12 protein-coding genes are annotated in these 14,049 nt (G+C 46.5%); 4 read left to right on the top strand and 8 right to left on the bottom strand.

Translation table 11 applies throughout. The features are described from left to right. Positions 1 to 23 precede the first annotated feature (23 nt). Together creD and L5M71_RS13985 are read left to right on the top strand one after the other, a co-directional pair. On the top strand, positions 24 to 1,502 hold the full coding sequence (creD, locus tag L5M71_RS13990; protein WP_168825956.1) for a cell envelope integrity protein CreD: 1,479 nt from the start codon (positions 24 to 26) through the stop codon (positions 1,500 to 1,502). A 93-nt stretch (positions 1,503 to 1,595) separates the two neighbouring features. Next, a complete protein-coding gene (locus L5M71_RS13985; protein WP_411569133.1) occupies positions 1,596 to 2,405 on the top strand; it encodes a phosphatase PAP2 family protein in 810 nt (269 codons plus the stop codon). A gap of 83 nt (positions 2,406 to 2,488) precedes the next feature. Here L5M71_RS13985 and L5M71_RS13980 read toward each other — a convergent pair whose 3' ends face one another. Then, the gene (locus tag L5M71_RS13980; protein WP_263207570.1) at positions 2,489 to 3,214 is read right to left on the bottom strand and encodes a substrate-binding periplasmic protein; all 726 of its coding nucleotides are present in this window, start codon (positions 3,212 to 3,214) and stop codon (positions 2,489 to 2,491) included. Between the two features lie 189 nt (positions 3,215 to 3,403). On the opposite strand from L5M71_RS13980, the gene L5M71_RS13975 reads away from it, so the two are divergent. Then, positions 3,404 to 3,904, top strand: a complete 501-nt coding sequence (locus L5M71_RS13975; RefSeq protein WP_105253008.1) for an Lrp/AsnC family transcriptional regulator — start codon at positions 3,404 to 3,406, stop codon at positions 3,902 to 3,904. A 340-nt stretch (positions 3,905 to 4,244) separates the two neighbouring features. Continuing rightward, on the top strand, positions 4,245 to 5,609 hold the full coding sequence (locus L5M71_RS13970; protein ID WP_263207568.1) for a sodium-dependent transporter: 1,365 nt from the start codon (positions 4,245 to 4,247) through the stop codon (positions 5,607 to 5,609). Positions 5,610 to 5,851: 242 nt separating this feature from the next. On the opposite strand, the gene L5M71_RS13965 is transcribed toward L5M71_RS13970, so the two are convergent. The 7 genes from L5M71_RS13965 to ilvD form a co-directional block, all read right to left on the bottom strand. Further along, a complete protein-coding gene (locus L5M71_RS13965; protein ID WP_263141173.1) occupies positions 5,852 to 6,715 on the bottom strand; it encodes a Tim44 domain-containing protein in 864 nt (287 codons plus the stop codon). A gap of 485 nt (positions 6,716 to 7,200) precedes the next feature. Then, positions 7,201 to 7,719 carry a DUF4303 domain-containing protein gene (locus tag L5M71_RS13960; RefSeq protein WP_263207565.1) on the bottom strand — a complete coding sequence of 173 codons (519 nt, stop codon included), beginning with the start codon at positions 7,717 to 7,719 and terminating at the stop codon, positions 7,201 to 7,203. A gap of 47 nt (positions 7,720 to 7,766) precedes the next feature. Then, positions 7,767 to 8,387, bottom strand: a complete 621-nt coding sequence (locus L5M71_RS13955; protein WP_263207563.1) for an imm11 family protein — start codon at positions 8,385 to 8,387, stop codon at positions 7,767 to 7,769. A gap of 501 nt (positions 8,388 to 8,888) precedes the next feature. Then, entirely contained in the window at positions 8,889 to 9,149 is a 261-nt protein-coding gene (locus L5M71_RS13950) for a hypothetical protein (RefSeq protein WP_263207561.1), read from the bottom strand. 1 nt (position 9,150) lies between these two features. After that, positions 9,151 to 10,284: a pyridoxal-phosphate-dependent aminotransferase family protein gene (locus L5M71_RS13945; protein ID WP_168825972.1), complete on the bottom strand. Its 1,134-nt coding sequence runs from the start codon at positions 10,282 to 10,284 to the stop codon at positions 9,151 to 9,153. Between the two features lie 234 nt (positions 10,285 to 10,518). Next, complete coding sequence (ilvA, locus tag L5M71_RS13940; protein ID WP_263168464.1) at positions 10,519 to 12,120, bottom strand: threonine ammonia-lyase, biosynthetic; 1,602 nt, start codon at positions 12,118 to 12,120, stop codon at positions 10,519 to 10,521. Between the two features lie 17 nt (positions 12,121 to 12,137). Further along, positions 12,138 to 13,997 carry a dihydroxy-acid dehydratase gene (gene ilvD / locus L5M71_RS13935; protein ID WP_025008173.1) on the bottom strand — a complete coding sequence of 620 codons (1,860 nt, stop codon included), beginning with the start codon at positions 13,995 to 13,997 and terminating at the stop codon, positions 12,138 to 12,140. Between the last annotated feature and the right edge of the window lie 52 nt (positions 13,998 to 14,049).

The raw sequence follows: 14,049 nt of genomic DNA, 5'->3' as shown, positions 1-14,049 counted from the left end.
TATTTCATAGGGAATGAAATTCAATGTTCAGCATTATTTTCTGGGTACTCACCCTACTTAGTTTGGCCTTATTTGGTAGCGCAGCCTATTTAGTGGTGCGCGCACTCCTCAAAAAATTTAATCGAAGTCAAGGAATCGATATGTCAGCACAAGAACCGTGGGCAGCAGCCACCGCAAAGGGAACGGCATTAAAAAACACCACCTTATTAAAAGCCTTAACCATTGGCATACTCTCAATCCTCGCGTTGATCCCGCTGGGGATCATTATGGATATGACTTCTGATCGCCAAACCCTTTACCACAGCGTTGTCGATGAAATCGGCCGTTCATGGGGTGAGCAGCAAACCCTCTCAGGTCCTGCGCTGGTGATCCCTTACAGCTATTTTGTGTTGCAAGAAGAAGTCAGTAACGACGGTAAAACTCGCCATGAAGTGAAGCGTACCTATCAAGATGAGCTAGTGATCCTACCGAAAAAGCTCACCCTCGACTTAGACCTAAAACATGATTTTCGCACCCGTGGCATTTATCAATCGCTGGTGTATAACGCAGCTCTACAAGGTCAGGCCGACTTCAGCCTTAACCGTTATGATATTCCTAACCTTATCGCCTTCGATAACAAAAATGCCCGGTTAGTCTTTGGGGTGTCATCGAATCAAGCAATTGATAAAGTAGAAAAAATTGAAATCACCGGTGAATCGACATTACTCTCTGGATCACTGATGTCGGGCACGGGGTTAACCACTGGCGGTTTAGAAAAAGGCTTTAATCAAAAGATCCAAGTCAGCGAAGCGAGTGATTTTAGTGTGGATTTTGCCATGACACTACGCGGCTCTCAGTCTATCAGCGCATTGCCACTAGGCGAGCAAACGCTAATCAATATTCGCGCCGACTGGCCGCATCCAAGCTTTAAGGGATTATTACCCGCAGAACGGGACATCAACGCGCAAGGCTTTACTGCAAGTTGGAATATCAGCCACTTAACCCGTAACTATCCACAAGAGTTTATTAAGAGTAATCAATCAACTCTGACTGAAGTCTCGGCCAATGCGATTTTATTCGAACCAGTGACTCACTACGGCAAGATTGATCGCTCGGTAAAATACGGCCTATTGTTTATCGTGCTGACTTTTATCATGTTGTTTATCTTCGAAATTGGACAAAAAACGAGCCTTAGCACGATTCAATATGTGTTAGTCGGCAGCGCCATGGCCTTGTTCTATTTGCTACTACTCTCGCTATCTGAGCATCTAGCCTTCTTGCATGCCTATTTAATTGCCGCTTGTATTCCTGTGCTGTCGGTATCGGCTTATGTAGGGAGTGCCACAGCAAGTATTAAGCGCGGTGCATTAGTGGGCATTATGCTGGTGAGTTTATATGCTGTGCTGTACTCGATACTGCAACTGGAAGATTACGCCCTATTGATGGGTTCAGGTTTACTGTTAGTCGTACTGTTGATTTTGATGTTCGTGACTAGGCATCACCCTAAGAACACGGCGCAATAGCGCCCTACCGATCCACCCTTGAAGACCCCCGACAGCGCCATCTTTTGCTGTCGGGATTTTTTTATTGGCAAAACCATTGCCGCGTTGTAGCCTATGGCGTTTTATGAAGAGGCTTATATTTTGACCCATAGCGTCTATCTTTTACGCCGTTTAGGTTTAGCTTGGATACTGTTGGCAACCATTCCGGGCTTACTATTACTGACACAGAATCAGCTGTTTCCACTGATCGATCTGCACTCTACCTTAGCCAAAACCTTATATTGGATTACCATGACTGGCACTGCGCCCTATGGCGTCGCAACAGTCTTGTTTGTATTGGCGATCGCCTATCGTCATATGCCTAAACCACTCTTTATAAGTTTACTTTTTGCCATCAGCCTCAGCCAAGTTATCAGTTTAGGCTTAAGCCACACCCTCAAATCCTATTTTAAAGAACCCAGACCTAATCTCGTTTTTCTAGCAGAACAAGCACTGCCTAAGCATGAACCGCTTTCACTCGATGCCTTTTATCAATTGGATAAACAGTCACGTTCAAAGACAATTGCCAATGCACTCGATGGCTTGATCGCTGCAGAACCTGCCTTGAAACTCGACTCACGGATCCATCAGCATTGGGAAGATGAAATCGGCTATTCTTTTCCTTCGGGACATACCATTTTTGCTGTAACGCTAGTGCTTACCGCCAGCTACTATTTGCTACTTGCTGGATTACCTAGCTTAGTCATGGCGTTATGGAGCTGGGGATTTTTGATGGGATTAAGCCGTATGCTGCTTGGCATGCATTGGCCGCAGGATGTGCTGTTTTCAACCTTTTTAGCCGCCATCATCAGCGGATGTAGCGTGTTCTTTGTCAGTAAGTTGCATCCACTCTCCCATGCGTTTGCTAAAGGATCTGAGCGCTAACACTGTGAATTCAGCGTCTCGATTTGGCTGTCGACTCAAATACAACAGCTTCAAACACTATGAAGTTAAATACTTAGGCATTGCTAAGCACTGCCTAAGTATTTTGCCACTAGGGCCTGATAAATCCCATTGGCCTTAATTCTAGCGAGCCCTTGATTGAAAGTATCCCGCGCCACTGAGTTGTGGAACACCATTCGATAGGATGTTGGGGGGAAAATAAAGTGGTAGCTTAATGCTTGCTGGGTATCAACATCATCCTCAACGAACTTATTCAGTTGAGCGAATATATAACGATCCGCAATCACTGTATTAATGCGACCTAAGTACAACATACGGTTCTGGCTTAATTGGCTATCGACTTCACGATAAATAGTCTGTTGCGCTACGGCATTAAACTCAGGGCCAAGTAAGAAGCGAGCATTTTCAAAAGCGGCGACACTGTACTTTTTAAGATCCACAATACGTGTTATTTCAAGGTGTTGCTCGGCCAAACTGATCGCCACATTGGTATATTCAACATAATCATTGGACCAATAACCATCAACGCCATTTGCAGGGTTCATCGTCATTACAGCATCTAATCTATCTTTATTGAAATATAAAACTTGGCGTTTACGAGAGTAGAATTTGAAGTTGACTGGCTGCCCCATTTCCTTAAACGCGGCCTTAATAATATCGATCTCAAGCCCTGATTCAGCATCTTCGATAATATAAGGCGGTCGATTTAGAGCGCTACCAATGGTTAACGATGCAGAAAATGCATAAATCGGTAATATGAATAAGCAGATTAGCAACAAACTCAAGCGCATACAGTGTCTCACTCTTATTAGTATCATAACAATAGCGGTAAATAACGGGAGTTCCAAACCGCGCGACTCCCAAAATCTCTATCCGTTATCACTGTCACAACCTTAAAATGTCTCATTTGATCAAGATTTTTGGCAAAGTCCGCTAAGACTGGCAAACTAGAGGCTGACTCAGTTAACCCTAAGCTTTCAATGACAGACACTCACCCCTACAAACTCGATCAACTCGATTTAACAATTCTGCGCTTACTGCAAACCCACGGCAGATTATCAAATCTCGAACTGGCCAATAAAGTCGGACTATCGCCATCTCCTTGCTCGCGCCGTGTTAAAGCCTTAGAAGAAGCGGGTTATATTGCCGATTATGCAACGCGTCTGTCGGCGGATAAGTTCAACCTGCATTTGACCGCGTATATCCATGTTCGAATGGAGAAACATACGCCGGCGATTCTCAATCAATTTGAAACCAATGCACTCGCCTACGAAGAAGTCCAAGAATGCGCGCTGATCACGGGCTCTGAGGCCGACTACCAACTTAAAGTGCTAGTACAAGATATGGCGCACTTTCGCACTTTCCTGTTAGATAAACTCACGACCAACGTGCATATCGCAGGGGTGCATTCCAGCTTTGTCCTCAAAAAGGTTAAAGACCACACGGCCATTCCCTTAGGGCACGTCAACATTCAAGCATAAGCCAACACCCAACAGTCACAGCAAACACCGCAAACAAGACAGCGGCACAAGTAACAGTCATAGCACAAAATAGCGGTTAGACATCTGCCATACGGTATTTTTTGACCATAAGATCACAATTCAATGAATTTTTATCATCGCAATGATTCGCCAAATCTCAACCATCAGTCGCACCTGATAGCAATAAAATCTCGCACAAAACAGATAGGCGGCACACAACATCAACTTAAAGCCAAAAAACGATAAATTATTGCAGATTAACACCAGTTTAACGCACTAAAATTGCGTTGAAATCCTAATTTATCCGCCTAAGATACGCCTTCTTTTTACGGGAGGCACAATGCAATCGGCCAATACAAGTTCAACTAACCACTTCAGCTCACGCTTAGGTTTTATCATGGCAGCCGCAGGTAGCGCCGTTGGCGTCGGCAATATTTGGGGATTCCCCACCCAAGCGGCCACCCATGGTGGTGGCGCCTTTCTACTTGTGTACCTAGTGCTGATTTTCATCCTAGGCATTCCCATGCTGATGGCTGAACTCATGATAGGTCGCCACGGGCAAACCAACCCCGCCGATGCCATGGGCAAACTCGGCTTCAACTCGCTCACCCGCGGTTTAGGCAAGACCATAGGTTTGCTTTCCATAGTGACAGCGGGATTGATTTATACCTTCTACAGTATTCTCTCCGGCTGGTTTGTCAGCTTTGCCATCGCGCCTATCGCCACAGCCTTTGGCTCGAATGATACCGCCGCTTGGCTAGTGGATTTTTCGCTGTCACGTAATCTGGTGTTTACACTGATCTTCAGCACGCTGGTGTTTCTGGTATTACTGCAAGGCGTGCAAGAAGGCATAGAAAAATGGTCGAAACGCTTAATGCCGTTATTACTGATCATGCTGATCGCGGGCGTGGCGTATATCTTCACCCTAAATGGTGCGAGCGAAGGGATAAGCGCGCTACTAACACCTAACTTTACCAAGGCACTGGCGCCAGATACCTTGATCAGCGCGCTCGGACAAACCTTCTTCTCCCTTACCATAGGCACAGGTGCCATGATGGTGTACGGCAGTTATCTGAGCCAAAAAGAGAATATTGCCAAGCTGACCGTCTGGGTTGCCTTTACCGACAGCGGCATCGCCTTTCTCGCCGCCTTCTTGATTATCCCAGCCATGTATGTGGCCCAGCACAATGGCGTGCAGATTTTTAATGCTGAGGGCAAGTTACTCGATTCGGATGCATTGGTGTTTACTGTCTTACCCGCGTTATTTTCCACCTTAGGTGACACAGCTAACCTTATCATCAGCGTGATTTTCTTTGTTCTGCTGATCATCGCGGGTTTAACCTCGGCCATATCCATCGCCGAAGTGCCGACGAGTTATGTGATGCAAAAGTTCGGACTCAGCCGTCAACGCGCCACCTTGATCATCGGCCTATTGTTGACCTCATTATCCTTATTACTGGCGGTATTTTTTGAGACGCTATTTAGTTTCACTATAATGCTGACCACCCAAATCGCCCAGCCGCTGGTCGCCCTCGGTATTGCGGTTTACTTAGGTTGGATTTGGCGCCAAACCCAGCTGCTCAAGGCAATTAGTGGGCAAAAAGGTGTCGATAGCACAGGACTTTTTTGGCGCATTTGGCCAAGGTATGTAAAGTATGTTTGCCCAGTGCTGATTATCGCCATAGCCATCAGACAATTTGTATAACCCTTTGAACAAATAACAAAATCCCCGCTAAGTGCGGGGATTTTTTATTTAGCAATTGATGCACTAATTAACTACTTTAAAATAATCAGCAAAGTCTTGCTGCCGCCAATAGTGAATGCGATGACAGCCGGATTTTTTCAATCTATCGATGACGTTGAACTGTTAGGGAAGGCTGGATTGAAACGAAAGGGGATGTAAACAGCAGCCTTAAGAGATTAAGGCTGCTTTAAACACTGAGCTGATTACTGTTCGATACCCACGATTAACCAAGGTGAGTTGGCTTGCGCTACGTTACGCTCCAAATGCCATACTTCCTTAATGTCCTCTTCTACACCTTCAACGGTATCGCGATAGCGGCCGCTAAATTTAACACTCACTTCCGCAAGATTTGCATTGTGTGTGGCGCGGACAAGTTCTGCATCCAAAAACATCACTTCTGTGTGCTGATCGCCCACTAACTCGCGACGTTGGTTGCTGAGTTCATTGTAAAGATCAATAGAAACATACTCTTGGATTTTGCTTAAATCGTTTTCATTCCACGCCAATTGCAGGGTTTTGTAGTGACTACGAGCGCCTTCCAAAAAGCTTGGTAAATCAAAACCCGCGGGTAAATTAAAGGGCACATCGCTTATCGCTTGGCCAAAGCCATTGCTGCCGCTGTTTGCATTGGTGGCAAAACCTGTTTGTTCAGTCTGTTGGCGCTGTAGATTAGTACTTGGCTGACTCGCCCCTGCATAGGCCGGTCTTGGCTGCGCCCCCGCTTTTGAGGCCATCACAGTACGAACGATTTTGAATAGCACGAATGCCAGCAAACCGATAATCAAAATATCCATGATTTGAATATTTTCAAAACCACCGCCCATAAACAGCGCAGCCAATAAGCCACCTGCTAATAAACCGCCTAACATGCCGCCCATCATACCTTTTTTGCCCGGTGCTCCCGCTGGCGCCGTAGTCGGTGTGTTGGTCGCCGCTGGTTGAGCCGGAGCCGTTTGATGGCTTTTGCCGATAGATTTACTACCGCCGAATTTTTTCGCTTCAACGACTGGGCTAGTAACTAAGCTAACCGCAAAAATCATCGCCAGCATAATAAATAACTTTTTCATTTATAGGATCTTGTTCGTGTAATCTGAGGTGCTGCCATAATAGCGGGATGACATTATATGTCAATTAGCAAAAAGCGAAGGCTGATTGTCCTGTGCATATTTAGTGAGTTGCGATTAGTACTGTCATTCCAGTCACGCGCCAACTTTGGTTTAAAAATAAGTCATCCCTGAGGGCTCGACGGCTGCATCTGCTGTATATGGACATACGAATGTCGCGATCACATGAATGTGAATGAGCGACCATGCCGCCAACGGTCACTTACATTCCAGTGCTTAATCCCATAAACTACCGTACATTCTGATAGCCAGAACGACCCAAACCGAAGTCCAATCCCCAGATAGGGGTAACCATCTCAGCAGTCATATCTTTTGAATCAAGATTTAGAATAATCGCCATGAAGAAAATATGCGTTTGTCCTATTTTTTTCATCTTTTTAAAAAAGATGATTATGTTTCTATTTTTATAGATAAATCTGTACGATTAATTAGTCAAACCTTAAAATAAATGCCATTGAAAGTGGTGCATCGTTTATTAATTTTGCAGAAGAGTTTTCTATTTCCTCAGACTCATCGTCGTCAGTAATTGAAACAAAACACACTGTCGAATTTAGCTCAATAGGCAGTTCTCTTTTTATTCTGATTAGTACATTTGATAATGTCTTAATTAGTTCATTTTTAAACTTTGCAAAGTTTATTTCTCGAGATGAGTCCTCTCGAAGCATCTTACTTATTTTGGAGAAGGCTCCCGCATTATATCCATCATAAAACCACTCAGATACTACCCATCTATAGTAATTTTCACACTCTATGCTCTGATCTTCTTCAGCAACGAGAATGCTTTTAAGCTTACCCTCAGAGCTAGCACTTAATGATGCTGACATGGCACTACTGTCAGTGTAAAGAGATACCGCATAGAATGCCTCATCTTTATTTTCTAACAATAACATCTTGATTGTATCGTATGTAATTTCAAAGCATTTTTCTTCTAACTCAATCCAGTCCATTATTCACTCCTTGTACTTAGCTTCAATATTTTCATTTTATGATGCACTCAGCTCCATGCAGAATACTGATAATGTTCATTTATCCCCTTAAAACTCACCCCTGTTAAACCAAGAGCTTCGTACTCATTTTTAAACTGAATAGAACATACAGAAGCCGCTATCTCGTTACAAAAGAATAAATGTTCACGTATATTATTCTTTATTTTAAATTTATCTATAGACTCATAATATGTCTTCTTTAACCCACGTTCCTCTTGCGTGTTCAATTTTCCAGAATCTAAGTCAATCGAGATAGTATAAGTGGACTCATCCTTATCTAAGATAGACAAATAACTTAGTGGAAAAAATAAAAAGTACTTTTTCTGCGGACGAAATCCTCGATGCAAGTTAATATCGACAGGAATACGAATACACTTAACATTTAATTTTTCACACAAGTATAACATTTCATTAGAAACTAAATTTTCATCAACCAAATAATCACCATTCAGTTGATATGTTTTTGCTTTAAGAGAATAAGCATTAAAAAAATCAACCTCACATGGTGGTGAGTCATAAAACTCATAGTCAGGTAGCTCAGGAGTCCAATGTTTATCCATAAAATACGGTATTCCCTTACCATCAGGATCTGATTGCACAATAAAAAATGGCTGTAGATTTGTACTCAAAATCACTACCCTGTAATAGGTTAAAAGTTTAATGTCCCTAAGAAAGCATTAGCACAAACTTGAATTTATTTTAAACATCGTTTTACTCTGTTGCCAGCAATAATATTTCCTCGCAAGTCAAAAAAGCTTAACGAACCACCATTATTAAATTCTTGGTATTAAATTCTCGGAATGCATAATTATAAATAACAGACTATCAGGTATACCAAGGGTTTAACGGGATTAAGCACTGTCGTGGAAGTGACCATTGGCGGCATGGTCGCTCATTCACATCCATGTGTTCGCGACATTCTATGCTTGTTATAAATCTAGCCATATACAGCAGATACCGCCGTAGGGCCGATAGGGTCAACTTATTTTTTAAACTAAAGTCGGCGAGTCACTGGAATGACAGTGCTAAATCAATATTACCTGCTGCCAAAAGCGACTTTATTAACAAAATTAAAAAATCCCCGCATTTCGGGGATTTTCGTTTAATCAAAACCACTAAAACTAACTAAGTTACAAACACTTTCCATCCGATGACTTATCGGAAGAAAGTGCTCGACTGATGCCGCCGAAGATGACATTCAAGAAGCCGATACCGACATCTTTTTGTCGCTCATCGGCGCTGCCAGTATCGTGGCCGCTCGCCTCACGCATACTTTGATTATTGTTGGTTCCGCGCACAAAATCGCAGGACGCATTGCTGGCATTGTTCACAGAACAGGCACTGAGCAAAGCGATCATTAGGCCGCAAAGGGCAAAGCGTAATCTTGGCATATTAGTTCAACACTTCTTCTAATGCCTTGAGGCATAAGGCGACATTCTCGCGGCGAGCACCGAAGCCCATAAGGCCGATGCGCCATGCTTTGCCCGCAAGGGCGCCAAGGCCGGCGCCGATTTCGAGGTTGTAATCCTTCAGCAAACGAGTCCGCACCGCAGCATCATCGACACCAGCGGGGATGTAAACTGCGTTAAGTTGTGGCAAGCGCGAATCTTCGTCCACCACAAAGTTAAGCCCTAACTTTTCAAGCCCAGCACGCAGCACTAAATGCATTTCGTGGTGGCGTTGCCATGCATTCTCTAAGCCTTCGGCCGCTAAAATACGCAGGGATTCATGCAGTGCATAAAGCGCATTCACTGGCGCAGTGTGATGGTAACTACGTTTGCCACCCGCGCTGGTCCAATAGGCCATCACTAAGCTTTGATCGAGGAACCAACTTTGCACTGGGGTCTTGCGATTCTTGAGTTTTTCGACGGCAGCAGGTGAGAAAGACACAGGTGATAAACCCGGTACACAGGAAAGGCACTTTTGACTGCCGGAATAAATAGCATCTATGCCCCATTCATCGACCCTTAACTCGACACCGCCAAGGGAAGTGACCGCATCAACTATGCTCAAGCAACCATAGGTTTTGGCTAATGCGCACAAGGTCTTAGCATCGGACAAGGCACCAGTAGAAGTTTCGGCGTGCACAAAGGCTAAAAATTTGGCATCGGGATTGGCTTTCAGCGCTGCTTCAACTGCGGCTGGATCGACAGGAGTGCCCCATTCGTTATCCACCAGCACGGCAATCGCGCCCATACGCTCGACGTTTTGGCGCATACGCTCACCAAACACACCGTTACGGCAGACAATCACCTTCTCACCCGGCTCGACTAAATTAACGAAACAGGTTTCCATGCCCGCACTGCCCGGCGCTGATACCGCCATGGTCATTTCGTTTTTAGTTTGGAAGGCGTATTGGATCAGGCTCTTAAGCTCATCCATCATGCCCACAAACAGCGGATCTAAATGACCGACCGTCGGTCTGGACTGCGCCGCAAGCACTTCGGGATAAACATCCGATGGGCCAGGGCCCATTAAAATACGGCGAGGAGGATTAAAAGCGGTAAAACGCGGTGCTGGTAACATCATGTCTCCTTAATGCGTGTAGGTCGAGGTCTAGATATTAATTCGTTATTCGTTAGCCATTCTGTTTTAAAAACCAGCGAGTTAACCATCAGCGGATTAAGTCAGTGACTTAACAGTGGCGCGCTAATCGGCGGCTAGAGTATTAAGTCTACAAAACTACCACAAAAAGGAGCGCCTGTGCGCTCCTCCTTTAGCCTTAGTTGTGACTAACATAACTATCACGCGCATGGTGAGCTAAGGTTGTAACGCCTTGTTGCCGTTACCCGCATTTAAAAACAGCTGATAGGCAGGACTTTGGGTTTCCTCTTGATAGACGAAACCCAGCTCAGTTAAAAACTGTTGGAACGGCAAGGCATCACTCGCTGGTACTTCAAACCCCGCCAGCACTCGGCCAAAGGCCGCGCCGTGGTTGCGATAATGGAACAGACTAATGTTCCATTTGCTCTGCAAGGTCGTTAAAAACTTCAGCAGCGCGCCGGGATGTTCGGGGAACTCGAAGCTAAACAAACGCTCCTCTAAAGGCTCTGGTGGATGACCACCGACCATATAACGCACATGCAATTTCGCGGTTTCATCCCCAGATAAATCCTGAACTTCAAAACCATTGGCCTCTAAGGTGGCAATGATTTGTTCTAGCTCACCTTGGCCTCGGCTTAAACGAATGCCGGCAAACACCACGGCAAGATCACGACTACTGAAACGATAGTTAAACTCTGTCATCACCCGCTTATCGAGTAACTCACAGAATGTTAAGAAACTTCCCGGACGCTCAGGGACTTTCACCGCCAGTACAGCTTCTTTTTGCTCACCGAGTTCGCAGCGCTCCGACACATAACGCAGACTGTGAAAATTCACATTGGCGCCACTTAGAATCGCCGCGACTTTCTCACCATTGCCGCAATCACCATTGGCATTAGCGCTGACATATTTTTTAAGCCCAGCTAAGGACAAGGCCCCTGCGGGTTCGGCGATCGCACGGGTGTCCTCAAAGATATCTTTTACCGCGGCGCAGATTTCATCCGAAGTGACAGTCACTACTTCATCGACATAAAGTTTCGCGACTCGAAACGGCTCAGTGCCTATACGTTTAACCGCCACGCCGTCGGCAAATAAACCGACTTGCGCCAGCGTCACAGGCTCGCCCGCTTCCATCGCAGCCTTTAAACAGGCCGCGTCTTCTGGCTCGACACCGACAATTTTCACCTGCGGCATCACCGCCTTGTAATAGGCGGCGATACCCGCGATGAGCCCACCGCCGCCCACGGGTACAAATACCACTTCGAGATCGCGCTGCTGCTGCAACATCTCTTGGGCGATAGTGCCTTGTCCTGCAATCACGGCTTCATCGTCGAAGGGCGCAATGTAAACTCGGCCCTCTTCTTTGGCCATCGCCATCGCAAAACCATTGGCTTGATCGAAGGCTTGGCCGTGCAATACCACGTTGCCACCTAAACGGCGTACCGCATCGACTTTAATATCGGGCGTCGTCTCGGGCATCACAATCACAGCATCCACACCGCGACTCGCCGCCGACATAGCTACACCCTGAGCATGATTGCCCGCCGAAGCGCACACCACGCCGCGCTGGCATTCTTCTTTCGTCAGCTGGGCGATACGATTATAGGCACCGCGTAACTTGAAGGAATGCACTGGCTGCATATCTTCGCGCTTCAAAAATACCTGACAACCTAAACGCGCCGACAACTTGTTCATGCTGGAAAGCGGCGTCACTTTCGCTATGTCATACACAGATGACAACAGGATTTTTTGCAGATAGCTTTGTGCCAACTGAAAATGGGCTAAATCCGCCTGAGTTTGCGATGCCAGTGGCAACATAGATGCAGTAAACATAATTAGTCCTCCAGTTTACTGCGATCGCGCACCGCACCCTTGTCGGCACTGGTGGCGAGCATGGCGTAGGCCTTAAGCGCGAGTGATACATAACGCTGGCGACCAATAGGTTTCCACGCCATTGGGCCAAGACTGTGCATTTTTTCGCGGCGAGCATTGAGTTCAACATCGCTTATCGCCAGCTTGATACTGCGCTTGGGAATATCAATCTCGATGCGATCGCCATTTTCAATCAAGGCGATCGTGCCGCCCGCTGCCGCTTCGGGTGAAACGTGGCCGATAGATAAACCTGAAGTGCCACCGGAGAAACGACCGTCGGTTATCAGCGCACAGGCTTTGCCTAAGCCACGTGATTTTAAGTAACTGGTTGGGTACAACATTTCTTGCATACCCGGGCCGCCTTTCGGGCCTTCGTAACGGATAACTACCACATCACCCGCCACCACTTCGCCGCCTAAAATGCCCGCCACTGCGTCATCTTGGCTTTCATAGACGCGCGCCGAACCAACGAAGGTCAGATTCGATTCATCCACGCCCGCCGTTTTAACGATACAGCCGTTTTCGGCCACATTACCCGACAATACGGCAAGACCGCCCTCTTGGCTGAAGGCAAACTCGCGGCTACGGATACAACCTTCTTGTCTGTCATTATCCAATGACGGCCAGCGACAATCTTGGCTAAAGGCTTTAGTGGTCGGAATGCCCGCAGGCCCCGCCATAAAGAAGTGTTTTACTTTTTCATCTTGGGTCTGCATCACATCGTATTTCGCCAACACAGACTTCAAATTGCCACCTTCATCGGCAGCCACATGGAACACATCGGTATGCAGTAATCCGGCTCTGTCGAGTTCGCCTAAAATCCCCATCACGCCGCCCGCGCGGTGCACGTCTTCCATATGGTATTTAGGCGTCGATGGCGCAACTTTACAAAGGTGCGGCACTAGGCGCGACATACGGTCAATATCCGCCATGGTAAAATCGACATCGGCTTCCTGCGCGGCGGCCAATAAATGCAATACGGTATTAGATGAACCGCCCATGGCGATATCTAAGGTCATGGCATTTTCGAAGGCTTTAAAGTTCGCAATATTGCGTGGCAATGCCGATTCATCATCTTGATGATAATAACGTTTTGCCAGCGCCATCACGCGGCGACCCGCTTCTAAAAACAGCTCGCGGCGATCCGCGTGGGTTGCCAGCATAGAGCCGTTACCCGGCAGCGATAACCCTAGTGCTTCGGTTAAACAGTTCATTGAGTTGGCGGTAAACATGCCAGAGCAAGAGCCACAGGTTGGGCATGCGCTACGCTCAATTTTGGCACTGTCTTCATCGCTCACGTTCGAGTCGGCGCCCGCCACCATAGCATCGACTAAGTCGAGTTTGATGAGCTTATCCGACAACTTAGTTTTGCCCGCTTCCATCGGCCCGCCAGACACAAACACCACGGGAATATTGAGGCGCAGCGCCGCCATCAACATGCCAGGGGTGATCTTGTCGCAGTTAGAAATACAGACTAAAGCATCGGCGCAGTGGGCATTAACCATGTATTCCACACTGTCGGCGATAAGCTCACGCGATGGCAGACTGTACAGCATGCCACCGTGTCCCATGGCGATACCGTCATCGACGGCGATCGTATTGAATTCCTTTGCGATACCGCCCGCTTCCTCGATGGCGCTCGCGACGAGTGAGCCCATGTCTTTTAAGTGCACGTGGCCCGGTACAAACTGAGTAAAGGAGTTAGCAATGGCGATAATTGGCTTACCAAAATCATTGTCTTTCACCCCTGTGGCGCGCCATAGCGCACGGGCACCCGCCATATTGCGGCCTTCGGTACTGGTAGCTGAACGTAACTTTGGCATTGACTGTATCCTTTATCTCAAATCGAAAATCGTATTCTTAATTCACATGACG

This window comes from Shewanella sp. SW1 (assembly GCF_025653545.1).
GTDB classification, from domain to species: domain Bacteria; phylum Pseudomonadota; class Gammaproteobacteria; order Enterobacterales; family Shewanellaceae; genus Shewanella; species Shewanella oncorhynchi.
The sequence above is the reverse complement of the archived record's forward strand: the minus strand, read 5'-3'. Positions and strand labels throughout refer to the sequence as shown.